The organism is Pseudarthrobacter arbutini, from assembly GCF_054510915.1.
Window position 1 is genome coordinate 418,347 of the sequence record NZ_JBTNDQ010000001.1, and the last position, 25,368, is coordinate 443,714.

The 25,368-nt window shown below is 65.8% G+C and carries 18 protein-coding genes and 1 tRNA gene; 4 read left to right on the top strand and 15 right to left on the bottom strand.

The features are described from left to right. Positions 1–2 precede the first annotated feature (2 nt). The 5 genes from ACX80V_RS01940 to galU all read right to left on the bottom strand — a co-directional run bounded on the left by ACX80V_RS01940 (position 3) and on the right by galU (position 4,465). Positions 3–1,598 (bottom strand): ABC-F family ATP-binding cassette domain-containing protein, encoded by a 1,596-nt coding sequence (locus ACX80V_RS01940; protein WP_485841737.1) that lies wholly within the window; start codon positions 1,596–1,598, stop codon positions 3–5. Positions 1,599–1,669: 71 nt separating this feature from the next. Beyond that, positions 1,670–1,742: transfer RNA gene (locus tag ACX80V_RS01945), tRNA-Ala, on the bottom strand. A 140-nt stretch (positions 1,743–1,882) separates the two neighbouring features. Then, positions 1,883–2,788 (bottom strand): hypothetical protein, encoded by a 906-nt coding sequence (locus ACX80V_RS01950; protein ID WP_485841768.1) that lies wholly within the window; start codon positions 2,786–2,788, stop codon positions 1,883–1,885. A gap of 148 nt (positions 2,789–2,936) precedes the next feature. Next, positions 2,937–3,554 carry a GNAT family N-acetyltransferase gene (locus ACX80V_RS01955; RefSeq protein WP_252567513.1) on the bottom strand — a complete coding sequence of 206 codons (618 nt, stop codon included), beginning with the start codon at positions 3,552–3,554 and terminating at the stop codon, positions 2,937–2,939. Positions 3,555–3,559: 5 nt separating this feature from the next. Beyond that, positions 3,560–4,465 carry a UTP--glucose-1-phosphate uridylyltransferase GalU gene (gene galU, locus ACX80V_RS01960; RefSeq protein WP_485841738.1) on the bottom strand — a complete coding sequence of 302 codons (906 nt, stop codon included), beginning with the start codon at positions 4,463–4,465 and terminating at the stop codon, positions 3,560–3,562. A 107-nt stretch (positions 4,466–4,572) separates the two neighbouring features. On the opposite strand from galU, the gene ACX80V_RS01965 reads away from it, so the two are divergent. The 3 genes from ACX80V_RS01965 to cpaB all read left to right on the top strand — a co-directional run bounded on the left by ACX80V_RS01965 (position 4,573) and on the right by cpaB (position 6,412). After that, complete coding sequence (locus ACX80V_RS01965; RefSeq protein WP_485841739.1) at positions 4,573–5,193, top strand: 5-formyltetrahydrofolate cyclo-ligase; 621 nt, start codon at positions 4,573–4,575, stop codon at positions 5,191–5,193. 115 nt (positions 5,194–5,308) lie between these two features. Continuing rightward, positions 5,309–5,566, top strand: coding sequence for an FmdB family zinc ribbon protein (locus ACX80V_RS01970; RefSeq protein WP_485841740.1), 258 nt, complete (start codon positions 5,309–5,311; stop codon positions 5,564–5,566). Positions 5,567–5,665: 99 nt separating this feature from the next. Continuing rightward, positions 5,666–6,412 (top strand): Flp pilus assembly protein CpaB, encoded by a 747-nt coding sequence (gene cpaB, locus ACX80V_RS01975; protein ID WP_485841741.1) that lies wholly within the window; start codon positions 5,666–5,668, stop codon positions 6,410–6,412. A 19-nt stretch (positions 6,413–6,431) separates the two neighbouring features. On the opposite strand, the gene ACX80V_RS01980 is transcribed toward cpaB, so the two are convergent. The 7 genes from ACX80V_RS01980 to ACX80V_RS02010 all read right to left on the bottom strand — a co-directional run bounded on the left by ACX80V_RS01980 (position 6,432) and on the right by ACX80V_RS02010 (position 17,370). Beyond that, positions 6,432–10,538, bottom strand: coding sequence for an AAA family ATPase (locus tag ACX80V_RS01980; protein WP_485841742.1), 4,107 nt, complete (start codon positions 10,536–10,538; stop codon positions 6,432–6,434). 129 nt (positions 10,539–10,667) lie between these two features. Continuing rightward, positions 10,668–12,257, bottom strand: coding sequence for a glutamine-hydrolyzing GMP synthase (guaA, locus tag ACX80V_RS01985; protein ID WP_485841743.1), 1,590 nt, complete (start codon positions 12,255–12,257; stop codon positions 10,668–10,670). A gap of 102 nt (positions 12,258–12,359) precedes the next feature. Then, on the bottom strand, positions 12,360–12,860 hold the full coding sequence (locus ACX80V_RS01990; protein WP_056344136.1) for a DUF3817 domain-containing protein: 501 nt from the start codon (positions 12,858–12,860) through the stop codon (positions 12,360–12,362). Continuing rightward, complete coding sequence (locus ACX80V_RS01995) at positions 12,857–13,711, bottom strand: SURF1 family protein (RefSeq protein WP_485841744.1); 855 nt, start codon at positions 13,709–13,711, stop codon at positions 12,857–12,859. The genes ACX80V_RS01990 and ACX80V_RS01995 overlap by 4 nt, the downstream gene beginning before the upstream one ends. 120 nt (positions 13,712–13,831) lie before the next feature. Further along, positions 13,832–14,320, bottom strand: a complete 489-nt coding sequence (locus tag ACX80V_RS02000) for a PTS sugar transporter subunit IIA (protein ID WP_058931803.1) — start codon at positions 14,318–14,320, stop codon at positions 13,832–13,834. 45 nt (positions 14,321–14,365) lie between these two features. Continuing rightward, positions 14,366–16,105 (bottom strand): glycerol-3-phosphate dehydrogenase/oxidase, encoded by a 1,740-nt coding sequence (locus tag ACX80V_RS02005; RefSeq protein WP_485841745.1) that lies wholly within the window; start codon positions 16,103–16,105, stop codon positions 14,366–14,368. A gap of 128 nt (positions 16,106–16,233) precedes the next feature. Then, positions 16,234–17,370, bottom strand: a complete 1,137-nt coding sequence (locus ACX80V_RS02010; protein ID WP_058931802.1) for a GuaB3 family IMP dehydrogenase-related protein — start codon at positions 17,368–17,370, stop codon at positions 16,234–16,236. 221 nt (positions 17,371–17,591) lie between these two features. On the opposite strand from ACX80V_RS02010, the gene ACX80V_RS02015 reads away from it, so the two are divergent. Continuing rightward, the gene (locus ACX80V_RS02015) at positions 17,592–19,511 is read left to right on the top strand and encodes a S8 family peptidase (RefSeq protein WP_485841746.1); all 1,920 of its coding nucleotides are present in this window, start codon (positions 17,592–17,594) and stop codon (positions 19,509–19,511) included. Positions 19,512–19,605: 94 nt separating this feature from the next. Here ACX80V_RS02015 and ACX80V_RS02020 read toward each other — a convergent pair whose 3' ends face one another. The 3 genes from ACX80V_RS02020 to ACX80V_RS02030 all read right to left on the bottom strand — a co-directional run bounded on the left by ACX80V_RS02020 (position 19,606) and on the right by ACX80V_RS02030 (position 25,299). After that, complete coding sequence (locus ACX80V_RS02020) at positions 19,606–21,465, bottom strand: ABC transporter ATP-binding protein (RefSeq protein ID WP_485841747.1); 1,860 nt, start codon at positions 21,463–21,465, stop codon at positions 19,606–19,608. 18 nt (positions 21,466–21,483) lie between these two features. After that, positions 21,484–22,995 (bottom strand): IMP dehydrogenase, encoded by a 1,512-nt coding sequence (guaB, locus tag ACX80V_RS02025; RefSeq protein WP_104062565.1) that lies wholly within the window; start codon positions 22,993–22,995, stop codon positions 21,484–21,486. Positions 22,996–23,217: 222 nt separating this feature from the next. Beyond that, entirely contained in the window at positions 23,218–25,299 is a 2,082-nt protein-coding gene (locus ACX80V_RS02030; protein ID WP_485841748.1) for an acyltransferase family protein, read from the bottom strand. Positions 25,300–25,368 lie beyond the last annotated feature (69 nt).

Consider the following 25,368-nt stretch of genomic DNA (forward strand, 5'->3'; position numbering starts at 1 on the left):
CCTCAGGCGACGTGGAGTTCCACACTCCCGTGGCCTGAGTCTGCAGCGCTGAATATCAGCCGGTGGTTGGCAATCTTGTCGGTGAAGAAGCGGTCGTGGCTGACCACCACCACTGCTCCCGGGAAATGCAGCAGGGCGCGCTCCATGACCTGCGTGCTGGAGAGGTCCAGGTGGTTGGTGGGCTCATCCAACAGCAGCACGGAGGCGCCCGAGAGCAGGCATTGGGCCATGGCCACACGGGCGCGTTGGCCGCCTGAGAGGTTGCCGATCTTTTGCTTGAGATCAGCTTCGGAGAACTGGAACATCGCCAGGAATCTGTTCACCGACTTCTTCGTCGCCGTCAGGGCCAGGCTGTCAGGCATCGCGTTGACCGCATGGCTGACGGTGTCGTCGTCGTCCAGTTCTTCCAGTACCTGGTTGTAGGAGACCATTCCGGCGCCCTTGGCCCAGGCCACGCTGCCTGAATCGGCCGGCTCTTCGCCGGTGAGCGCCCGGAGCAGCGTGGTCTTCCCGCTGCCGTTGGATCCGATGACGGCGATGCGGTTGCCGCGCCCGATCTCGAAACTGAGGCCGCTGAACAGCGTCCTGCCGCCGTAGGCCTTGCTCAGGGATTCCACCCGGCACAGGACATCCTTGACGTACAGGCCGCCGTAAATCTCCGTGATGATCTGGTCCACGGGCCGGGGCGCCCGGGACTTCTTGATCCTGGCCAGCTGGTTTGCCAGTCCCTTGCCGGCCGCCTTGGCCGCTTCCCGCCGGTCAGAGATGCCTTCGGCCTCGAAGGCCAGCAGCTCGGACTCGTGGACGAACTGGCTCTCCAGGCTCTTGAGCTTGAACTGCTTCGCCACCACGTATTCGGCGAAGTTTCCCGGGTATTCGTGGAGGTGGAAGTTCTCCACTTCGATGATCCGGGTGACAACGGAGTCCAGGAACTTCCGGTCGTGCGAGACGATGATCGCGGCGCCTTTGAAGGTCCGAAACCAGCCTTCCAGCCATTCGACGCCGGCCACGTCAAGGTAGTTGGTGGGTTCATCAAGCATGAGGACGTCCGGTGCTTCCAGCAGGATCTTTGCCAGGGCGGCCCGGTTCCGCCAGCCGCCGGAGAGCTCGTCGATGGCGCACGTGCGGTGGTGGTCGCTGAAGCCGAGGGTGGTGAGCACTTTGTCGATGCTGCGCTGATAGTCCCAGCCATCCAGCCGGTCCATCGCCTCAAAGAGTTCGGACTGGCGGTGGATCAGTTCATCCAGCCGTGCTGCGTCCGAGGAGTCGGCGGCGATGGCCGCGTCGATGCCTGCGAGCTCGACTTCGATCTCTTTCACATGGGCGAACAGCCCGTCCAGGACCTCCGCGATGGTGGATTCGCCGTTCAGCTCCGAGAACTGCGAGAAATAGGCAGCCTTGGTTCCGAGCTCGACGGCGACGGTCCCGGAATCGGGAGCCACCTGGCCCTGGATCAGCTTCAGGATGGTGGACTTGCCCGAACCGTTCTTGCCGATCAGGCCGACCCTGTCCCCTGCTTCGAGCTTGAAAAAGGCTTCGCGGAGAACCTGGGTTTTGTCAAAGCTCACGTTGACGTCGTTCAGCCGGATCAAACTCATTGATGGTGTCCAATCCAGTGCTAGCTAGCTGCGGGCCTGGGAAACACGGTTCTGGCCAGACAGATGATGTGTGGAGCTAAGGAGATTCGAACTCCTGACCTCTTCGATGCGAACGAAGCGCTCTACCAACTGAGCTATAGCCCCGGAACAGTCCGCGTCCCCGGGAAGGAACGGCGGTACCGGTGACCTTAGGCTACAAATTTTCGTCCCGCATTGCGAATTGACACTCCGTGCCCGCACTGACGACCGGGGCGGGGTCTGCTTCGGGCGAACCCGGTGAGGTATCAGGCGCGGCGGCGCTGCAGGACGTCGTCGAGGTTGCTCAGGGCGCTCTGCGCCTTGGTGAGGGGCTTGGCGGCGGGCGCGCCGGGGGCGGCTGCGGGAACGCCCTGCTTCAGGGACGGCTTACCGACGGCTTTGGGCGCCTCGGGAAGGTCAAGCGGCTGGGGCGCCGGGCGCTCGGCCTTGGCGGCCTCAACGTACACCGGCTTTGGCACGTCCACCGGTTCCCAGGTTGTGACGGCCGGCTCCAGAGAAGCGGCGGCGGCGCTGGCATCTCCGGCGGCTACCGCAACAGCCAGTGCGGCTTCCCGGAGCTCCATCGCGGTAAGGGGCTTAGGCTTCGGCTTGGGCTGGTGGGCCTCTGCGTCAAAGAGACGGCTTTCCGGCCGGGCGGCGGGACGCGCCGCGGTGTCCGTGGCCGCAGATCCCTGACGCCCCACGGGAGCGCTCATCGCTGAGCGGAACGCGGCGTTCACCTTCGCTTTGCGGTCCCGCACAGCCAGGAAGCGGAGCAGGGCCACAGCTGCGACGGTGGCGGCAAGGCCGGTGACCGGCAGCAGGGCGCTTCCGATTCCGAACGGCAGAAGAACACCCGAAACAAACGCGGTCAGCAACGCCAGGACACCAGCGAGTGCGATCCCTGTCCTGCCATAGCGGATCCGGAACGCGCCGCGCGTCGTCGCGTTGCCGGACGTTTCCGTGGCGGTTTCGGGGCTCTTCCTGATCTCCATGGCTTTCTCCTGCTGGGCGGCGATGTTCAGTACCGTCCCGGCTCTCGGGTCCGATGATTCAATGGCTGGTACTTCCGTCAGGAAGTCGCCAGCGGCCTGGGCCTGGTGCCAGCGGTTCCGCAGAACGTAGGGCGCAACCCATACGATCCAGAGCACAACGGCAACCACAAGGATCACTGAGCTGCTTAGGGGGAAGTCCACAATCAAAACCGTATGAGCATTAGGGCAGCCGCCCCCGCATTAGCCACGGTGTGTCGCCGGCAACGTGGCAATTCATTGGATTTATGACCTTGGAAGTACCCATGCCGGGTTCAGGTCCGGCGGGTCAGGACCGGGACGCGAGCCACGGGGCGAGCAGCCCCTCCGGGACCTCGTCAGCGGTCAGCGCGAAGGACCGGTGGTCCGCCCACTCCCCGTTGATGTGAAGGAAGCGTGGACGGTATCCTTCGTCGCGGAAGCCCAGCTTCTCAACCACGCGCAGGCTGGGGCCATTCTCGGGCCGGATGTTGATCTCCATCCGGTGCAGGCCCATTGCTTGGAAACAATGGTCAGTGGCCATGGCCACCGCCGTGGGTGCGATGCCGTGACCGGCGCGCGCCTGGTCAACCCAGTACCCCAGAGTCGCCATCATGGCAGAACCCCACACAATCGAGGAAACAGTCAGCTGGCCAACGATGACCGGGGCGGCCAACCTGGGTGTGCGCTCAGTGATCAGGAACGGCAGGGCCGTCCCCTGGGCGGCCTGGATTTTCAAGGACCGCACCATCTGCCGGTAGTCAGGTAGCGCACCGCCAGGTGCCGGATTGGATGCTTCCCAGGGCGCCAGCCACTCGCTGTTGCGCCCCCGGACCTGGGTCCATTCCTTCTTGTCCCGGTACCGGATGGGGCGCAGGATCAGGTCGCCGCATTCGAGTGTTACGGGCCAGATGGGTCCGGGGCGCACGGCAGCTATTTAGCGAGGCCGGCCGTGAAGCCCGGCAGCCACTCCCGCAGGCCGGGGCCGAGGTCGTCGCTGTCAATGGCGAGCTGGACGCAGGCCTTGAGGTAGCTGAGCTTGTCACCGGTGTCGTAGCGGCGGCCGCGGAAGACCACGCCGTAAACTCCGTAGCCGTCACCTTCGCCGGCTGCCAGTTCCTGCAGGGCGTCGGTCAGCTGGATTTCCCCGCCCCGGCCGGGGCCAGTGTGCTCGAGTACGTCAAAAACTGCGGGGTGGAGGACGTAGCGGCCAATGACGGCCAGGTTTGAGGGCGCCTCGTCCACGCTGGGCTTTTCGACGAGCTTGTTGATCCTGACGTAGCCTTCACCCTCGATCTCCTGCACATCGGCACATCCGTAGGCACTGATCTGGGAGGGCTCCACCTCGATGAGGGCCACCACCGATCCGCCGGTCTTGGACTGGACTTCGATCATGGTGCTGAGGAGTTCGTCCCGCGCATCGATCAGGTCGTCGCCCAGGAGGACTGCAAACGGTTCGTTGCCGACGTGCTGCTTTGCACGCAGTACTGCGTGGCCCAGGCCGTTGGGGTCACCCTGGCGGACGTAGTGGATGTCACCGAGGTTGCTGGCTGCCTGGATGGACTCAAGCTTCGCCAGGTCGCCCTTGGCTTCCAGGGTGTCCTCCAACGAAGGAACCCTGTCGAAGTGGTCCTCCAGGGCACGCTTGTTGCGTCCCGTGATCATCAGGATGTCGTTAAGGCCAACATTGACAGCCTCTTCAACCACGTACTGGATGGCCGGCTTGTCCACCACTGGGAGCATTTCCTTGGGCATGGCTTTTGTGGCCGGCAGGAACCTGGTGCCGAGTCCGGCAGCGGGAATAACGGCCTTGCGTACTGTCTGCTGAGTGGTAGTCACTGGACTAATCTAACGGAGGGGCTGACCATTCAGTAATTATTGGTGGCTCCTGAGCCAATGCGGCGCAGACGCTGCAACGGCCACCCTAACGGCAGAGAAGGAGCGGCATGTCCCAAGGAAGTAGCGAAGCCAAGGCGGACATCCGCGCACGCCATCGTGCGCGCCGCGCCGCGACGGACGCCACCCAGCGCGACGCGGCCGGTGCCGCCCTGGCCGTCCACGGCGCCGCATGGGCCGAACAACTGACCGGTGGGACGCCGTCGACCTTTTGCGCCTACCTGGGCGTGGTCCCAGAGCCGCCCACGCTGCCCCTGATCAGCGAACTCCACCGGCATGGCCACACCATCCTGCTCCCTGTCTGCGAGCCCGGCCGCCGGCTGAGCTGGACGTACTGGACTCCGGGCGTCGAGTTTGTCCGCAGCCGCTATGCGCCGGTGCTGGAACCAGCCGGACCGCGCCTTGACCTCGGCATCATGGCGTCCGTTGCCGCCCTCTTCATCCCCGCCACGGCGGTGGACAAGGACGGCAACCGCATAGGCCAGGGCGGCGGCTACTACGACATCCTGCTGGGTTCCCTCGCCGGGGACGGCCTTGAGATCCCGCTTGCGGCCATCGTCTTCGATTCCGAACTGCTCCCGGCCGGAAGCATCCCCGCCGAAGACTTTGACCGGCGGGTTCCGGCTGCGCTCACGCCCTCAGGTTTGATCCGGCTGCCGGACCCGGCCTGAGGCAGGGCTACTTCCCGGGGTGATAGAATTGGCACTCAGGCCCTGCGACTGCTAATGGACGGTTTCCGCTCAACGCAGTACAGGACCTCTCGTTTGCCCCCGAGGAGGATCACCAGTGCCCACTTATGCCTACGCCTGCAAGGATTGCGGCCACGCCTTCGACGTTTTCCAGTCGTTTACGGACAGCACCCTGACTGCATGCCCGGAGTGCCAGGGCGCCTTGCGCAAGAAGTTCAACAGCGTGGGTGTGGTCTTCAAGGGCTCCGGTTTCTACCGGACCGACTCCCGGGACGCCAAGGGAAGCACTGTTTCGGCTGCCCCTGCCGCCCCCGCGGCCGCACCGGCACCTGCCACCGCCGCTGCCGCCAGCTGACCTCCGGTCCAAAAGGACGTACGACGCCGGCACGGCGGTTGTCCACATAGGCGCCACTGCTTCTGTCGGGTTTGGTTGCCACTACGTAGCGTGGTTCCCATGCCCGCTACCCTCTTTCGTTCCGGCCGCGGATCCGCCCCGCCGGGACGCCCGGCCCGCCGCCCGCTCCCGTCAGCACGCCCTCGGGGCGCGCGCGGCCACAGGCTGTTGTCCTGGCTCGGCCGGAACCGGCGCCTTGCAATAGCGCTCCTGCTTTGCCTTGCTGCCGGGATCACGGTCCATCAGCTCACTCCCCCGCCCGCCGACACCGTCTCGGTGTTGGCGGCGGCACGGGATCTCCCCGCGGGAGCGGCCTTGACAGCCACGGACCTGACGGCAACGAAGATCCCGCCGGGGATGCTGACCGCCGGATCCATGTCCCACACCAGTGAAGCCGCGGGCAAACAACTGGCCGCCCCTCTGCGGAAGGGCCAGCTGGTAACGGACTCCCTGCTGCTGGGTCCCGGCCTCCTGACCGGAACGCCGCCGGGCTCTGCAGCCGTGCCCTTGAGAATGGCCGACCCGTCCTCCATCCAGCTGGTATCGCCCGGGCAACTGGTCAACGTGGTGCTGACCGGGGCGAACGGCTACGACCAGCAATCGGCCTCAGAAGTGCTGGCTTCCTCCGTTCCCGTCCTGTGGACGTCGGGACAGGGCGGCAAGTCGGGTCAGTGGCTGGGCACCGGCGAAACCGACGGGCTGATCGTCGTGGCGGCAGCCCCGGAGCAGGCTGCCCGGCTGGCGGGGGCCTCCACGCAGGGCAAGCTGTTTTTCGTCCTGGTGGGACCCCAGGGCGGTGCCGGATGACGCTGTCAGAGCTTGGTGGTCAGCTCCAGTGCGGCGGCTTGTTTTCCTTCAGCCAAGCGTCGTGATCGTTGTCGGGGCCATCGCCCCAGCGCTTCGGATCATCCTCCGCGGCCTTGTTGGGCAGGACGCCCGCGGTCTCTGGCAGCTGGCGGTCCGGCGCAACGGCCTTCCCGTTTCCTGCGTCATCCGAGTGGTCGTTGCCGTGTGTATCTGCCTGATCGGCGTTCCGTGGGGTCACAACAACCGCCTCCTCACTGGCCAGGCGTCCGGCCTGGTCGTCGTTCCTGTCGTTTCCTTCGTTCCCCAGCGCGAGCGGGTCCACGTCCTCGTCAAAGAATCCACCCGAGGCCGTGCCCCGGCCGGGGGGCAGAATATTCTCAAGGCCCAGGTAACCCGCGATCCGGTCCGCACACGCGGACGGGTCGGTGAAGACTTCGATGGTCCACAGCGGCATGTACCGCCAGCCCATCCGTTCCAGCAGCTGCGGACGGAGCCGGCTCCGCTCACGGACACTCATGGTGCGGTACTGCTCCGTGCCATCCGATTCGATGGCCACCGGCCGCGGAATCTCGGCGTCGTCCTGACCCATGGTGCTAAGCGGGTCTGCTGCGGCCACCACGTCAATCACGCCGTCGTACTGGTGCCAGACGCGGGCGCCCCGGGCACGCAGCCGGTCACCAAGATCGGCGACGAGGGGATCGGCCCCAAGCGCCTGCTCACTGGCGGCGGCACGCGAGGCCGGAGTTCCGAGATCCGTCTTTCCCGCAATCTCACGGTTGAGGAGCTCGTAGAAGTCCACCGCGCCGTAGGACAGCCGCGTGTGATCGAGGTCTTCGGGCTGGAAACACGTCAGGACGTGGAGTGAACGCCGTGCACGCGTCATCGCCAAAGCGAATTTTTCCCGCCCGCCCTCAGCGGACAGGGGTCCGAAGTTGTGCAGTGCCCGGCCGTGCGGAGTACGGCCGAAACCGGGCGAAAAGATCACGTGGTCACGGACCAGGCCCTGCGCCCGCTCAAGGTCAACCACCCGGAACGACTCGGACCCGGCGCTGAAGAAGCTGGCCAGCCCTGGGTGGTTCGGCAGCTGAAGACGAATGGACTCACCGATCCGGGCAGCATGGCGCAGGCTGGCGGTGACCACTGCCAGCGACGTGCGCGGCCGTGTCCGGGCGTGCTCAAAGACCAGCTGCACCACCCGGTTAACCTCGGCCACCACGGATTCGACGCCTTCGTGGTCGGCACTGGGCAGTCCGGTGCCGTCGGGAAGGTACTCCACCAGAAGCGCCCTGTCCAAGCCCGTGGCGGACTGTCCCTCGGGGAGCCGGCGGAGGGCGCCGTCGTAAGAGTTCTTGCTCAGCTGCAGGACCAGGTCCTCGTCAACCGCGCGGTAGACAAAATTCATCCGCCAGACAGGCAGGATGGCAGACAGCGCCGAGAACGCGCTTTCGACGCGCTGGTGGGCCGCTTCACCGGCGGCCAGCCGCTCAACACCCACGGTGAACGTCCGGGGGCTGGCAATCTTGGCATCACCGAAAGCGATGACCTGCCTGGCGCGGGCGATGGCGGGCAGGACGGCCTGCAGCGACGTCGCTTCGGCGTCCAGGATGACCACGGCGTCGAAGCGCTGTTCGGCCGGCAGGAGCCCGGTCATGAGGTACGGGCTGACCGACCAGACCGGCACCAGCATGGGGACCAGCTCCGCGGCCTGGGCCGTCAGCGCGGCGAGGGTAACCCGGCCGTCCTTGAGCAGGCTCCTGAGCAGTTGGGCCTGGCGCGGGTGTTCCGCAAGCGCGGCCCGCCACCGTTCGGACAGGTCCCAGCGCAGGCGCGCCGCGCCGCTGGCAATATGGGCGTTGTCCGCGAGCCGGTATTCGGCCTCAAGCTGCCGGAGTGCGTCCCCGTCAGACATGGCCAGGTAATCGTCGCCGCTGATCATCGCTTCCAGCGCGGACTGCCACCAGGCCAGCTCAAGCTCGGCTGCGACGGACTCTGCGGGAACCTCCCGCTCCGCAAGATCTGCGAGGAGCTCCCCCAGGCCGTGCTCGCGCATGTTTTCCACAAGCAGCGTGCGCTCGGGCAGCGTTTTCAGCGTGTGGGTGTCGGCCACGAGCCGCTCCAGCCGCTCCATGAGTTCCTCATAGCGGGCCGTGGCCAGCGAACCGCCGGCCCGCGTGTGCCGGAGGGCTTCCCCCAACTGGGACAGCTCCCGGTCCAGGGACCGGTACATCACGTTCATTTCGGCAAGGCCCGAGGGAACGGCCGGATGGCGCTGCGAGGTGGCGTAGCCGGACCAGAGGGCACGCTGGTCCTGCACCAGCACCAGCGAGCTGTGGAGATCGGTGATGTGGACGCCCGGACGGACGTACTCCTTCGCGACGCGGCGCAGGCGGGAACGCTGCATGGAGGCCATGTCGACGTTCCGCTCCCGGCGCCAGGCGGAGGACGCCGTGGCGGAGATGAGATCGTTGACCGGCCTGTCGAAGATGTCCGGTGTGAACTTGTCGAGGCTTTCGCGGACAGCCATGAGCAGTTCGAGCTGCTCCCCCCACTCCGAGAAGGACGTGCCAAGCCGGATTTCGGCATGTTCGGCCACGCTGTTCATCCGGTCGCGCAGGACAGGCAGGTTCCTGGCCACTGACCGGGCCAGTTCCTGGGCCTCCTCGGTCTCCTTGCGGGTGAGCAGCCGGGCGCCGTGCCACGGGCTGGTCGTGGAGGCGCGGCTGAAGCTGCCAAGCTCCGCAGCCCGGCGAAGCCTGCCGGCGAGCTCGTTGCGGTCGCGGATGCTGTCCAGCACACTGCGCTTGAGCCGCACGGTGGTGGCGGGAGCGGGGTGGATGGAGGTCAGCTCGGCCAGTGACTGCATGGCCTGATACGGCGAGCAGCCCCAGCGCTGGCGCACGTTATGCAGGGACGCCACGTGGTCCATCAGGGCGTGCCGGTGCTCGGTGAGGGTCCGGTGGAGGTTGCCCAGCTGCGGTTCGAGTGACTTTTCGTTCCGTACGATGGCCCGCACCAGCTGGGCCTTGAGCTGCTGCGGTGTGGCTGTGCCGGAGAGCTGGAACAGGATGGATTCAAGTCCAAGCGATTCCAGTTGTGCCGATACTTCATTAAGGCTGGCCCGGCGGTCACCCACCACCAGGACTGACCGCCCAGCGTCCACCAGTGCACCGATGGTGTTGATGGCCGTCTGGGTCTGTCCCGTGCCCGGCGGGCTGCTGACCACCAGCGAGTCTCCTGCGCGGGCGGCATCAATGACGGACTGCTGGTCCGGATCGGCGTCGAGGAGGAGGAGTTCGTCGTCCGGGTGGCGCGCGTCCACGCTCGGGAAGCGGGAGGGGTCCGGCGCGGGTACATCAATGACTTCACCGCTGGCCGCCTTGGCCAGGGCGGCGACCAGCGGGTTGCCCTCATTGATCCAGGGGTCGTCCAGGTTGCCGGAGAGGTCCGCAAAAGTGGACACCAGCAAATTGTGCTGGGCTTCGGCGCCATGGATGGGCCGGATGAGGGTTGCGAGCTTATCCAGGACAGGCTGGGGATCGAAGCGTGCGGTGCTGTACGCGAGGCGCGTCACGGCGTTGACGTCAAAAACAATGCCATGGATGGTCTTCAGGTGCCGGACCAGGGCCGGGTTGATGTTGGCCTGCTCGGTGAGCTGCAGTTCGTAGTCGTCCTCACCCGGGCGGACCGTGAGCGAGATTGCGGTGAGCATCACCGGCGCGGAAACCCGCTGGGGTTTGCCGCCAACGGCGGAGGTCCACACAACGGTGCCTGCGGAAAGGTAACCGGCATCTATGCCACGGTCATTACCGAGTTCGAAGATTTTCGAGCGGATGTTCCGCGATGCCCGGGCCGCGACGACGTACTGCTGGTGGTCGCGGATGAGTGTGGACAACCGTGTGCGGCGGCCGGCCATGAGCTGGGCCAGACCTGACGGGTGCGCATGGGTCAGGTCAATGGACCCTTCGGGGGTCTTGGTGAAACGCAGCATGGTGTCTGCCCCGGTGACGGGTTTAAGCCCGGACAGCCATTTTCCGAGCTCCTCAGAACCCTCCGCGTGGCCTTGACCAACTGACACTACTGCCTTCTTTTCTGCGTTTGCACGTGACGCCCTGGACCATACCGGCATACTTTCGAGCGTAGCCGCAAAGGAGCCGGGATGAGAGACCGCAACACTGGATCAGGCCAAATTGCGGCGGATTTCAACGGATGACAGCAATGGCCGGCCTCCGCTGACGGAGACCGGCCACTCACACTGTTATTCCCACTCGATGGTTCCCGGTGGCTTGCTGGTCACGTCCAGCACCACCCGGTTGACGCCTTCCACCTCGTTGGTGATCCGAATCGAAATCCGGGCCAGGAGATCGTACGGCAGGCGGGACCAGTCCGCCGTCATGGCGTCCTCGGACGAAACGGGGCGGAGCACAATCGGGTGGCCGTAGGTGCGGCCGTCACCCATGACGCCCACACTGCGGACGTCGGCCAGCAGGACCACAGGCATCTGCCACACCTCGTTGTCCAGCCCGGCCGCGGTCAGCTCGGCACGCGCGATGGCGTCCGCCTTGCGGAGCAGGTCCAGGCGCTCCTGGGTGATGTCGCCGACGATGCGGATTCCCAGGCCGGGGCCGGGGAACGGCTGGCGGCCGACGATTTCCTGCGGCAGGCCCAGCTGGGCGCCCACGGCGCGGACTTCGTCCTTGAACAGTGCCCGGAGCGGTTCCACCAGTTCGAACTGCAGGTCCTCGGGAAGGCCACCGACATTGTGGTGGCTTTTGATGTTGGCAGCACCTTCGCCGCCGCCGGATTCGACGACGTCCGGGTACAGCGTGCCCTGGACCAGGAACTTGATCTTCTCGCCATGGGCCGCGGCCTCGGCGATGATGGCCAGCTCAGCCTCTTCGAACGCGCGGATGAACTCGCGGCCGATGATCTTGCGCTTGGTTTCCGGATCGCTGACGCCGGCCAGGGCGGACAGGAAGCGCTCCTGCTCGTTGGCTACATACAGCTTGACGCCGGTGGCGGCCACGAAATCGCGTTCCACCTGCTCGGCTTCGCCTTCGCGCAGCAGGCCGTGGTCCACGAACACACAGGTCAGCTGGTCGCCGACGGCCCGCTGGACGAGCGCCGCTGCAACGGCGGAGTCAACGCCGCCGGAGAGCCCGCAGATAACGCGGGCGTCGCCGATCTGCTTACGGATCCGGTCCACCTGCTCCTCGAGGATGTTCCCCGTGGTCCAGTTGGGCTCCAGCTTTGCGCCCTTGAACAGGAAGTTTTCCAGCACCTGCTGGCCATAGGCCGAGTGCTTGACCTCGGGGTGCCACTGCACGCCGTAGAGGGCCTTCTCTTCGTTTGCGAAGGCAGCCACTTCAGCGCCGGCCGTCGTCGCCAGCACTTCGAAGCCTTCGGGCGCCTCGTGCACGGAGTCGCCGTGGCTCATCCAGGTGTTCTGGTGCTGCGGCATCCCCTCGAGGACGGAGCGGCCCTCGCCGAGGATGGTGGTCTGGGTGGAGCCGTATTCGCGCAGGCCGGTCTTGTCGACCTTCCCGCCCAGGGCGTTGGCCATGGCCTGGAAGCCGTAGCAGATGCCGAAGACCGGGATTCCGGCCTCAAAGAGGTCGGCGCCGACGGCGGGCGCCCCGTCCGCGTAAACGCTGGAGGGGCCACCGGAAAGGATGATGGCGGCGGGGTCCTTGGCCAGGAGCTGCTCGGTGGTGAAGGTATGCGGAACCACTTCCGAATACACATTCGCTTCCCGGACGCGGCGGGCAATCAGCTGCGCGTACTGGGCACCGTAGTCAACAACCAGCACCGGCTTCTGGGAAGTCTGGGATGCAGTGGGAGTAGTCACCGCACTAGCCTACTTTGCGGCGTCGCCCTGCCGCACCTTCGCGTGCCCCGCTGTGACGGAGCAGACTCTCCCAGTCCCGTTGCCGCTCCCGCTTGCGCTTCCTCAGTACCGCTGTGCGGCCTGCGGGTTCGCGGCAAGTTCGGCTTCCACCTCGGCGTGCAACTTCTTCTCCACCACGAAGGACAGGAACGGCACCACGCCGCCGAGTGCCAGGAGGATGAGCTTCATGAACGGCCACCGCATCAGCGTCCAGAGACGGAAGTTGGAGATCAGGTACACCACGTACATCCAGCCGTGGACGATCAGCACGGCGACGGAGATGTTCGCGCCGCCCACCACGCCCTTGGGCTCGGCGTCGGCGAAACCCAAACCGAACGGTTGGCCCGTGACGGCGTTGGTGCCACCGGCAAACAGGTACTGGCCAAAGGCGTAACGTGCGATGAGTTCGGCGCAGAGCAGCAGCAGCATGGCGCCTGTGAGGTACGCCAGCACCTTATAGAACTTCAGGGCGGAACGGATCTGCCGCTCGGTACCGCCGAAGCGGCGCTTCTTGCCCTTGCCCTGCGCAGAATCCTGCTGGACGGCCGGTTTCGGTTCGATCATGGCTTTACCTTTTGTTGGAGCTGTTCAGAAGTTGCTGGGGTGGGCAGTGCGGGCGGAGCATCGTGGTCGTCGTCGTGTTCCTCTTCGAGGTCCCGCCGGTAGTCGTCCTTGACCAGGCGCCACCAGATAAACAGGGCGAAGCCGGCGAACACCACCCATTCGAGCGAGTAGAAGAGATTGAGCCAGTTGACCTGCTGCGCGGGCGGCTGGGGGCCGATTTCCAGGGGTTTCAGGGCACCATCAACCGCCGCGGCGGACAGGTCGGACCCGGCCGCCAGTTCGGAAGCTGCGGCCACGAATCCCGGGTACATGCTGACGTCCCAGTAGTTGATGAGTTCGGCAACAGACACGGCGGAGGCGCGTCCGGGTTCCGGTGCGGTGGACGGCAGCGGCGATTCTGACGGCAGCAGCCGTCCGGTCAGGTTCACCACGCCCGACGGCGGTGCGCCGGCGTCGTCGGGATCCGCCACCCAGCCGCGGGCTACTGGAATCCAGGTCTGGGGTGAAGCAGCAACGCCGGTGAGCGCGGGCGCTCCGGTCACGGCGAAGGCGGAAACCACCCAGTAGCCGTTCTCGCCATTCTTCAGGCGGCCTGGCACCAGGACCTGTTTTGCGGGGTCGTAGGTTCCCTCGGCGGAGACCATCTGGTCTGACACTGAACCGGGGAAGAAGACTCCGGGCTCGAGCGTCTCCGTCAGCATCCTGACGTCCTCGGTGGCGGGACTGACCACAACTTCGGGCTGCGTGGACCGACCGAACTGCCACTGGCTGAGCAGGACAAACACCCCGGAGACGACGATCGCGAAGACCAGGCCTGCGATCCATCGGGGCTTAAGGGCTGTTTTCCACACGTGTTAACCGTACTTCGTTCTTCTGTAGAACAACTAAACGACCAGGTGCGTCCCGGCCTTGGAGTGGGGCAGCAGGGTCCCTACGTGGCGACGGAGTCGACACGAAAGGGCCTGCCCCACTCAATGGTCGAAGAACACCAGGCTGGAGTTGATGAGCTCGGCGATGACTTCGGCATCGTAGGCCCGCCGCAGCGACTCCCTGAAGGACTCCTTGGACAAGGAGCGGGCCAGCGTGGCCAGCACTTCCAGATGATCGGAGAACGAGCTTGCAGGGGTGGCGATCAGCAGAATGACGGTGGCCGGACCATCCGCGGCACCGAAGTCCAGCGAGTGGCCGTACTTGGTGATTCCCACGGCGATGGAGGTCCGCGAGACGAATTCGCTGCGGGCGTGCGGGAGGCCGATCCCGCCCGGCAGGCCGGTGGCGAGCTGGTGTTCGCGGGCGTTGACGTGTTCCAGGAACCGCGGCAGGTCCGTGACCCGCCCGGAGGCGAAGAGGCGTTCGGCCAGTTGCGCCGCGGCGTCCGACTTGTCCGTTGCCTCCAACTCCAGAATCACCAATTCGGAGGTGGTGAGATCGGCATCGTACCGGTCAAGTGGTTCCGCCAAGGCGTGTCCCTTCAGTCAGGAGAATTGCTGGTGTGCGGTGCCGCCTCAGCGCAACGGGACGATGTCCTCCACACCCAGCCGTGCGGCGTCGGCGGATTCGTCATCCGGCTGCTGCTGGCTCAGCCGTTCAGCTTCAACGCGTGCTATGTAGTGCTTTATTTCGCTTTCGCGCTGAACATCGCTCCAGCCAAGGACTTCGCCCATCAGTTTAGCGACAACCGGCACCGCCGACACGCCACGGTCCCAGGCCTCGATGGAGATGCGGGTCCGCCGGGTCAGGACGTCATGGACATGCCGGGCACCCTCGTGGGTTGCGGCGTAGACGGCTTCGGCCTGCAGGTAGTCGTCAGCACCGGGCAACGGCTCCGCCAATTCAGGATTCCGGGCGATGATGTCCAGCACCTCCGGAGTCATGGACCCGTAACGGTTGAGCAGGTGCTCTACCCGGGCCACGTGCACGCCGGACTCTTCGGCGGTCCGGCTCCGGCGGTTCCAGGCCGCCTTGAAGCCACTGGCGCCCAGCAGCGGGATGGTTTCGGTGCAACTCGCCGGGACCCGCTCATCCATGGTGCGGGTGGCCTCGTCCACGGCGTCCTTGGCCATAACCCGGTAGGTGGTCCATTTGCCGCCTGCCACCACCACCAGGCCCGGTACGGGGTGGGCCACGATGTGTTCACGGGACAGTTTCGCCGTGGAATCGTTCTCCCCTGCCAGGAGCGGGCGCAGTCCGGCGTAGACGCCTTCAACGTCCTCCCTGGTCAGAGGGCGTTTCAGGACCCGGTTGACGTGCTCGAGGATGTAGTCGATGTCCTTACTGGAGGCCGCCGGGTGGGCCTTGTCGAGGTTCCAGTCGGTGTCCGTGGTGCCGATGATCCAGTGCCGGCCCCACGGAATAACGAACAGCACGGACTTTTCGGTGCGGAGGATCAGCCCCACCGTGGACTGGAACCGGTCGCGGGGCACTACGAGGTGGATGCCCTTGGACGCCCGGACCTTCAGCTGCCCGCGGTCGGTGACCATGGCCTGGGTTTCATCGGTCCACACCCCGGTGGCGTTGATGACCTGTTTGGCTTTGATGTTGAATTGCGAACCGTCTTCGTGGTTGACCACTTTGGCACCCACCACGCGTTCACCTTCCCGCAGGAAATCCACCACCGCCATCCGGTTCACCGCATGGGCGCCGTAGTGCGCTGCCGTCCGGACGAGGTTTGCCACATACTTGGCGTCGTCCACCTGGCCGTCGTAATAGCGGATGGAGCCCACAAAGGCGTCTTTTTTCAGGCTGGGAGCGGCCCTGAGGGTGCCCCGCCTGGAGAGGTGTTTGTGGAACGGCACGCCCCGGCCGTGCCCGCCGGTAATGGACATGGCGTCATAGAGGGCGATCCCGGCACCCACGTAAGGCCGCTCCAGGAACCGTTTGGTCAGCGGGTAAAGGAAGGGCACGGGCCGGGCCAGGTGCGGGGCCAGGACCGAAAGAATCAGGCCACGCTCGTGCAGCGCTTCCTTAACCAGCCCAAAATCCAGCATCTCCAGGTAGCGCAGGCCGCCGTGGATCAGCTTGGATGACCGTGACGACGTGCCGGCCGCCCAGTCGCTGGCCTCCACGATCCCCACACTGAGGCCGCGGGTCACGGCATCCAGCGCCGCGCCGGCGCCCACGATGCCGCCGCCGACTATCAGGATGTCCAGTTCGTTGCCGGGTTCCGAGGTGGCCCTGAGCCTGGCAATCGATGCTTCCCTGGCCGCGGGACCAAGGACCCCGCCTTCGTTTGGAACAGTGTTCACTGAACGCCTCCCTTGCCGCTGCTGCCGGTAGTAAAACCACACTACTTCCTTGCCGCACAGTTGGGCAGGGCGCGTTCATCGGGAGGCATCCCGTCAGGGGCCGTCGGCCGCCTGTCCGTAAGAGACTGTCAGTTGCCCGAGTACGGAGAAACTACGACGTCGACGCGCTGGAATTCCTTCAGGTCCGAATAGCCGGTGGTCGCCATCGAACGGCGGAGTGCGCCGATCAGGTTGGATGTACCGTTGGTGTGGTGGCCGGGCCCGAAGAGCACCTCTTCGAGCGGTCCGACCGTGCCGACGTTGGCGCGGTCTCCGCGGGGCAGTTCGAGGTGGTGGGCCTCCTGGCCCCAGTGCCAGCCCTTGCCGGGTGCCTCTTCGGCCCGGGCGAGGGCGCTGCCCAGCATCACGGCGTCGGCGCCCATGGCAATTGCCTTGACGATGTCACCCGAGGTGCCCATGCCGCCGTCGGCAATTACATGGACGTACCGTCCGCCGGATTCATCCATGTAGTCACGGCGGGCGGCCGCGACGTCGGAGATGGCGGAGGCCATGGGCGAGTGGATCCCCAGGGCGCGCCGCGTGGTGGCGGTGGCTCCGCCGCCGAAGCCGACCAGGACGCCAGCGGCTCCGGTACGCATCAGGTGCAGGGCGGGCGTGTAGCCGGCCGCGCCGCCCACAATCACGGGGACGTCCAGTTCGTAGATGAACTGCTTGAGGTTCAGGGGTTCGTGGTCTTTCGAGACGTGCTCGGCTGACACAGTGGTCCCGCGGATCACAAAGATGTCGACGCCGGCAGCCACCACGGTCTTGTAGTGTTCCTGGGTGCGCTGCGGGGTCAGCGAGCCGGCCACCGTCACGCCGGCGGCGCGGATCTCCGCCAGGCGGGACGTGATCAGTTCCGGCTGGATGGGAGCGCGGTACAGCTCCTGCATACGGCCGGTCACGGCGGGGCTGTTGACCTCATCCTGGAGGGCGCCGATCTCGTCAAGGATGGGCTGCGGGTCCTCGTAGCGGGTCCAGAGGCCCTCAAGGTCCAGCACGCCGAGCCCGCCCAGCCGGCCCAAGGCGATGGCCGTCTCCGGGGACATGGCCGAATCCATCGGGGCTGCAATCACGGGCATGTCGAACTTGTAGGCATCGATCTGCCAGGAGACCGACACGTCCTTGGGGTCGCGGGTACGACGGTTAGGGACAATCGCAATGTCATCCAGGGAGTAGGCACGACGCCCACGCTTGCCACGGCCAATCTCGATCTCGTAAGTCACGTGACCACTTTACTTGACCACGCGGGATGCGGTGGGGCGCCTCCTCTTGGGTTCATCCTGAAACTGATAGTCCACACTTTATTGACATGTTTTGTCAACCATTTACAAGTTTTGAAAATACCTTTATGTTTACTCTCGGTTACCACCTGATCCACCACGTGACCACCCTCACTCCCCTTCATACGGGCCACACCTGTGCCCGTTCCGAGAAAGAAGCCCCTATGGGACGTTCATCAATCAGGCGCCACCGCATCCTGGCCCTGTCGCTCGCCGCAGCAGTCGGCACCCTGGCCTTCGCCAGTTCGCCGGTTTTCGCCACCCCCGAAGACGGCGACGGCACGGCAGCCGGGCCGGCCGCTGTCCAAGGTACTGCGGTGCACGACGTGGCCGCCGGAGAGTCCTACACGAAGTTCATCGTCGAATTCAAGGAGACCACGGCGAACGCCACCCCGAACGGCCGCGCCAATGCCTGGGGCAAAGCAGCCAAGTCACAGGGCGTGAAGGTCCAGGAACTCCGCACCCTGGCCACCGGCGGAACGCTGATCGAGGCGGACAGGGCCCTGTCAGGGCAGGCTGCCGAAGACTTCATGGCCGAGATTGCGGCGTCCGGATCGGTCGACTACGTGGAACCTGACGCCCGCATGACGATGGCTCTCACGCCCAACGACCCACGCTATGGCGAGCAGTGGGATTTCACTGGCACCAACGGCATGCGGGTCCCCGGGGCTTGGGACGTTGCCGCCGGTACCGGCGTGACGGTGGCCGTGATCGACACCGGAATCACGGCCCATCCGGACCTCGACGCGAATGTGCTGCCGGGCTACGACTTCGTCTCCGACGCCACCGCAGCGCGTGACGGCAACGGACGCGACGCGAATGCGCAGGACCAGGGCGACTGGTACGCCGCCGGCGAGTGCGGCCAGTCGACAGCCGGCAACAGCTCTTGGCACGGCACGCACGTCGCCGGCACCGTTGCAGCCGTGACCGGCAATGCCACCGGCGTGGCGGGCGTCGCACCCAACGCCAAAGTGGTGCCGGTACGCGTCCTGGCCAAATGCGGCGGGTCACTGTCCGACATTTCCGATGCGATTATCTGGTCAGCCGGCGGCACCGTCCCGGGCATCCCGGCCAACGCCAATCCCGCCACGGTCATCAACATGAGCCTGGGCGGGTCCGGTGCCTGCGGCAGCACGTACCAGGCAGCCATCAACTCCGCCGTTTCGCGGGGAGCCACCGTGGTGGTGGCGGCCGGCAACAGCAACCAGAATGCTTCCGGATTCCGCCCGGCCAACTGCAACAGCGTTGTGAGCGTGGCCGCCAGCAACCCGAGCGGCAGCCTCTCCTACTACTCCAACTACGGCTCCATGGTTGACCTGACCGCACCCGGCGGCGACGTCCGCGTAGCAGGCGGCGGAATCCTCTCCACTATCAACACCGGAACCTCCACACCGGGCTCCGCCGGCTACGCCAGCTACCAGGGAACGTCCATGGCAGCTCCGCACGTGGCCGGGCTGGCCGCACTCATGAAGTCCAAATCGTCCACGCTTACCCCGGCCCAGGTGGAGTCCACGCTCAAGCAGGGAACCCGGGCAATGCCGGGCGGCTGCACCACGGGCTGCGGCACAGGGCTCTCGGACGCCACCAAGACCATGGGCCTGCTGGGCGGGGCCACTCCCCCGCCGTCCGGCAACCTGCTGCTGAACCCGGGCTTCGAATCGGGCGCAGCCACCTGGACCTCTGACCACGCCGACACGTTCGAGACCGGAACGAATGCCAGGACCGGTTCCGGCTTCGCCGGCCTCAACGGCTGGGGCCAGGCAACGTCCTACATGCTCGACCAAACGTTTGCAGTCCCGTTTACGGTGGCCACCGCGTCGCTGTCCTTCTACCTGAAAGTGCAGTCGGACGAGACCACATCCAGCGCGGCCTATGACACCCTGAGGGTTCAGGCGGTCAGCAATGGTGTGACCACCACGCTGGCCACTTACTCCAATCTCAACGAGTCCGCCGGCTATCTGCAGAAGCAGCTGGACCTCTCCGCCTACAAGGGCAAGAGCGTGACCCTGCGCTTCCTGGGTGTTGAGGACTCGTCGCTGGGGACGTACTTCTACCTCGACGACACAGCGGTGACCACCTCTTAGCCCCGGGGCCGCACGAATCCGGGACCGCCGGCCACGCCTTGCAGCGCGGCCGGCGGTTCCTGCGTGGAGTGGGTGACACTACGCCCTGCCGTCGTCAGACGCCCTCGGCCTCCTCCACCGTCAGCTGGGATTCGAACATCCTGAAGTAGCGGCCCCGCAGCGCCACCAGTTCCTTGTGGGTGCCCTGTTCCACAATCCGCCCGTCCTCGAGCATGTAGACAATGTCGGCCTTCTCAATGGTGGCAAGCCGGTGGCTGATGGCAATGATGGTGCTGCTGCGGTCCGCGAAAAGCCGGGTGAAGATCCGGTGTTCGGCCAGTGCGTCGATGGCGGACGTCGGCTCGTCCATGACCATGAAGGTGGCGTTGCGGTAGAAATTCCGGGCCATCGCGAGCCGCTGCCACTGGCCGCCGGAGAGCCCGCTCCCCTTCCGGCCGCGCGGATCCTCCATCCAGTTGCTGACGTAGTTGTCCAGGCCGTTGGGCAGCTTGTTGATGAACTCCAACGCTTCGGCGTCGCTGGCTGCCTGGCGGATCCGTTCGTCGTCACGGGGCGGGTCCACGTCGCCAAAGCGGATGTTGTCGGCAGCTGTGGCGAATTCGTACTTGAGGAATTCCTGGCTCAGGACGGCCAGGTGGCGGTGCCAGGACTTAACGTCGACGGCGGCGAGGTCGACGCCGTCGAGCATTACCTGCCCGGAATCCGGCCGGTAGAGTCCGGCGAGGATCCGGATCAGCGTGGACTTCCCCGCCCCGTTCTCACCTACGACGGCGATGTGCTGGCCTTCGCGGATGGTCATGCTGATGCCGCGGATCACCTCGGTGTCGCCGCCCGTGTAGGTGAAGCGGATGTCCCGCAGTTCCACGGTTTTGGGCGCCTGGAGCAGCGGCGGTGAATGGTCCGAATGCACCGGCATTGCCATGAACAGCTCGTAGTCCTTGAGGTTGGCGAGATCCTCGTCGATCGAGCTGAGGGAGGACACCAGGCTGTTGGCTGTGGACAGTGCGCGGCTGACGATCTGCTGGACGTAGAGGAACTGGCCCACCGGCTGGGCGCGGGCGATGATCTGGCCCACCACCCAGATCAGGGAGATCACCTCGGCGCCGTATTGCAGGGCGTCGGCGGCGAGCTGCTTGGGGATGTAGCGCTTCTGGAAGTCCAGGCGGCGCCGCTCATCAGCATCGCGCAGCCGGGAGCGGAGGTTCATCAGGTAGCCCACGATCCCGTAGAGCCGCATTTCGGCGATGTGCTGGGGGCGGAGCAGGTTGGTTTCGATCATCCGGCGTTGCCGGCGGGAGTCCACCTGGGTGTTCCAGTGGGCGATCTGTTCGCGCGAGAGCTTGAACTGCAGGTAGACGCTGGGCACGATCGCCACCAGGACAATCACGGCGATCCACCAGCTGACCAGCAGGAGGGCCCCCACGGCCAGGATCACGGAGACCAACTGGGTGAAGATGGCCGCGATCCGGTCCAGCACGCGGGCATAGGAATCGGAAAACCGTTTGGCCCGGTCGTAGAGGTCCACGGTTTGCTTATCGTCATAGCGCCAGAACTCCAGCGCCAGGAAGCGCTCGTACATCTGGTCGCCCACGATGGCGCCCACCTTGAAGCTCATAAGCTGCTGGATGTAGCGGTCCACGCTGCTGAAGCCGCCCCAGAATAGCCCCAGGGCAGCCGTGATGATGACGTACACAATGGCCTGTTGGCCTGCTGCGGAATCACCGGCGTAGGCGGCCGCCAGCGCCGTGGTGGTCAGCGCTGCGAAGTACGTGGTCACCAAAGGCAGCGTCGCCGAAATGAGCGAACCGACTACTTTCATTACGACGGCGGCTGGCGAAGCCCGGAAGCTGACCCGCAGCACCTGCGCCACGGCCCGGGCGTAGGGCCTCAGTGCCAACCGCCGCTGAGGGTCCTTTTTTGGGTTCAGTTCGGCGGGATGGCGTGGTTGGGACATGGCTCCAGCCGGCGGGGATTAGCGCGAACCGTAGTTCGGGGCCTCCACGGTCATCTGGATGTCGTGCGGGTGCGATTCCTTGAGGCCGGCCGGGGTGATGCGGACGAACTTGCCGCGGACCTTGAGCTCCGGGATGGTGGGGGCGCCGGTGTAGAACATGGTCTGGCGAAGGCCGCCGACCAGCTGGTACGCCACCGAGGCGAGCGGCCCGCGGTAGGCGACGCGGCCTTCGATGCCCTCCGGGATGAGCTTGTCATCACCGGAGACGTCTGCCTGGAAGTAACGGTCCTTTGAGTAGGAGGTGTTCTTGCCGCGGGACTGCATGGCGCCCAGCGAGCCCATGCCGCGGTAGCTCTTGAACTGCTTGCCGTTGACGAAGATCAGCTCGCCCGGGGACTCATCGCAACCGGCCAGGAGGGAACCCAGCATGACGGTGTCGGCGCCGGCAACCAGCGCCTTGCCGATGTCGCCCGAGTACTGCAGGCCGCCGTCGGCGATCAACGGAACGCCGGCCGGGATGGCTGCCTTGGCGGACTCGTAAATAGCGGTGATCTGCGGGACGCCCACGCCGGCCACCACGCGGGTGGTGCAGATGGAGCCGGGGCCCACGCCCACCTTGATGCCGTCGGCACCGGCGTCGATCAGCGCCTGGGCACCTTCGCGTGTGGCAGCCTGGCCGCCAATGATGTCCACGTGCGCTGCTACGGGATCGGACTTCAGGCGGCGGATCATGTCCAGCACACCCTGGGAGTGGCCGTTGGCCGTGTCAACGAACAGGGCGTCGACTCCGGCGTCCACCAGTGCCATGGCGCGTTCCCAGCCGTCACCGAAGAAGCCGATGGCGGCACCGACGCGGAGCCGGCCCTCATCGTCCTTGGTGGCCAGCGGGTACTGCTCGGCCTTGGTGAAGTCCTTGGTGGTGATGAGGCCCTTGAGCCGGCCCTGCTCGTCAACGAGCGGAAGCTTTTCGATCTTGTTCGTGGCCAGCTTGTGGGAGGCTTCCTCACGGCTGATGCCTACGTGCCCGGTGATCAGCGGCATCTTGGTCATCACGTCGCTGACCAGCCGCAGCGGGAAGTCGGCTTCGGGCACAAAGCGGGTGTCGCGGTTGGTGACAATACCGAGGAGCCGCATGCCCTCGTCCACCACGGGGAGGCCGGAGACCCGGTACTGCGAGCAGATCTCATCCAGTTCCGCGAGCGTTGCCTCAGGGCCGATGGTCAACGGGTTGGTGATCATCCCGGATTCGCTGCGCTTCACGCGGTCCACCTGGTCGGCCTGGTCCTGGATGGACAGGTTGCGGTGGATGACGCCCAGGCCGCCCTGGCGAGCCATGGCAATCGCCATCCGGGATTCGGTGACCGTGTCCATGGCGGCGGACAGCAGCGGTGTGTGAACGGTGATCCGCTTGGAAATCCGCGAAGACGTGTCCGCCTCAGACGGGATGACGTCCGTGTGGCCCGGAAGGAGCAGGACGTCGTCGTAGGTCAGGCCGATGAAGCCGAAAGGATTGTGCTCGGGCTGGGTCATGAGTGCGCCTCTTACCTTGGTTACGGGTTCACGGGTAGGGGTTGCAGCTAATGACCAGCCCGTCATTACGGGACTGGTCCGTGCAGGGCCTTAGTACATTCGGGTGCCTCATGCGCGGTCACCGCGCAGAAAGCTTTGAGTAAATATTAGAACCTCCACGCCGATCCCCCTATTCCGGGAGCACATTGTGAGCAACGGCACCCAATAACCGAAAGCCGCGTGTCAGTTCCAGCCCGTCGCCGCCAGCAGCCGCTCCTCAAACATGGGAATCATGCTTTCCACATACGTCCGGCTCAGGTGGTTGTCGTCCTTGTACACGTAGACGTTGCCTACCACGGCCGGGCAGATGCCGCCGGCGCAGATGAAATCGCTCAGGTCCATCAGGTGCAGCCCGTCCACCTTCCCGCGGTAACTCTCCAGCGGTGACGGCTCCACCAGGGATTCGTTCAGCGGCGGGTTGCACGCCGCGGCGTCCGCACTGTGGCGCTGGACGCACTCGGGCATGTTGATGGTGAAGCGCGGGTTGTCCCGGATGCCGACGATCTCGATGCCGGCATCCGCGATGGGCTGGATGCCTTCGAGGTAGGCCGGCACCTCGGTCTCGAACGGGGCTTCCTCATGGGTCAGGGTGGCCACGCTGAAGACGGCATCCGGCCGGTGCTCCAGCACGTACGCTGCGCTGGCCCGGTTGTAGGCGTTGCATTCGGCAGTCCGGGTCTCGGATTCGGCCCCGAAACGGCATGCCGGCATCAGCAGGGTGACCAGCTCCCAGCCGCGGGCTTCCGCGATGGGTGCCAAGGCGGCCAGATACTGCTGGGCATGGGAATCGCCCAGCACAACGATCCGTTTGGTGGGTTCGCCTTCGGGGAGCGCCTGCCGGCAGCCTTCAAGGACAGGGTCCCCGGTGGCATTCGCTCCCGTACAGGCCTGGTGGATTCCGGCCCAGTCGTTGTCCAGGGCGGTTGGACCAGGAATGATCCTGCCCTGCGGTGCCTGTGCTCCGGCGTTACCGGGGGTCAGCAGGGCCGCTCCCGGCGTCAGCTCCCGGGGCTGGGCGGCGGTGGCGGCTTCCTCCGCGGTGAGGCTCGTCTGCAAGACCGCCACGGGTCCGGCCAGGAGGGCGCAGCAGGCAACCACGACGACGGCGGTGCGCCAGGTGCGCACCTGCGGCCAGCGCCATTCCCGGAGGGGTTTTTCCACAAAGCGGGTGGTGAGGACGGCCAGGACCACCGATGCGGCGATGATCGCGGCGCCCTGGATGAGGGTGGGTGCCTCAACTCCGGTAGCGGCCAGCGCAAGCACCAGGACGGGCCAGTGCCACAAATAGAGGGCGTAGGAGTTGTCCCCCAGGGAAACCAGCGGCTTCCAGCTCAGGAGGCGGTCCACACCAAACCGGCTCCCGCTCTGCCCGGCCAGAATGATCGCCGCGGCAGCCAGCGTGGGCCACAGCGCCACGAATCCGGGGAACGCCCGGTCCACGGTCAGCAGCAGACCACAGGAGACCATGGCCGCCAGGCCGGCCCAGCCGAGCACCACACGCAGGAGTTTCCCGGGCTTCAGGTGCGGCAGGGCAAGGGCCAGCAGCGAGCCCAGCGCGAACTCCCAGAGCCGCGTCCGGGTGTCGAAGTAGGCGTAGGCCTGGTTTGTGGCCGTCTGGTCAATCGAGAACACGAGCGAGGCAACGAGGATGCCGGCGAACGCGGCTGCCACCACGGCCCGATAGCTGGCGTTGAACCGGTGCCGGAGGAGCCGCCATACAACAGCGGAAGCGGCGAAGACGAGAGGCCACAGGATAAAGACCTGTCCTTGGATGGACAGGGACCAGAAGTGCTGCAGGGGGCTCGCCGCGGCGTGGTCCTGGGCGTAGTAGTCCACGGCGGTGTCCGCAAGCAGCCAGTTCTGCCGGTACAGCAGCGCCGCCCAGGCCTGGTCCAGGATGACGGGCCAGCTGCCTTGCGGGAGGACCAGCCAGGTGCCTGCCAGGACCCCGAGGATCACCACGACGGCGGCCGGCAGCAGCCGCTTGAAGAGGTGCAGCCAGTGCCGGAGGAGATTGAGGGAGGTGCCGGCCTCCACCTTCCGGACGAAGGACAGCGTCAGCAGGAAGGCCGAGATCAGGAGGAAGATATCCACCCCGCCGGACACGCGGCCAAGCCACACATGGTAGGTCACCACCATCAGGACGGCGAGCGCGCGGAGGCCTTGGACTTCGGGACGGAAGGTCGGCTTCCGGGCAGGCTTCCGCTCGCCGGTCTTTGCGTCCAGCGCAGTGGGCGGGGCAGCCTCGGCTGGTGCACTGGACACAGAGGACCTCTCCAAGCGGGTAAGCAAAGCATCAAGCCTACGGAGCCGCACGGCCGATGGCCAATCAAC

Coding starts and splice junctions, on each gene's coding strand:
- ACX80V_RS01940 (WP_485841737.1), bottom strand. CDS start 1,598: ATGAGTTTGATCCGGCTGAACGACGTCAACGTGAGCTTTGACAAAACC.
- ACX80V_RS01965 (WP_485841739.1), top strand. CDS start 4,573: ATGTCCCAAGGAAGTAGCGAAGCCAAGGCGGACATCCGCGCACGCCAT.
- cpaB (WP_485841741.1), top strand. CDS start 5,666: ATGCCCGCTACCCTCTTTCGTTCCGGCCGCGGATCCGCCCCGCCGGGA.
- ACX80V_RS01980 (WP_485841742.1), bottom strand. CDS start 10,538: ATGCCGGTATGGTCCAGGGCGTCACGTGCAAACGCAGAAAAGAAGGCA.
- ACX80V_RS01990 (WP_056344136.1), bottom strand. CDS start 12,860: ATGATCGAACCGAAACCGGCCGTCCAGCAGGATTCTGCGCAGGGCAAG.
- ACX80V_RS02015 (WP_485841746.1), top strand. CDS start 17,592: ATGGGACGTTCATCAATCAGGCGCCACCGCATCCTGGCCCTGTCGCTC.
- ACX80V_RS02020 (WP_485841747.1), bottom strand. CDS start 21,465: ATGTCCCAACCACGCCATCCCGCCGAACTGAACCCAAAAAAGGACCCT.
- guaB (WP_104062565.1), bottom strand. CDS start 22,995: ATGACCCAGCCCGAGCACAATCCTTTCGGCTTCATCGGCCTGACCTAC.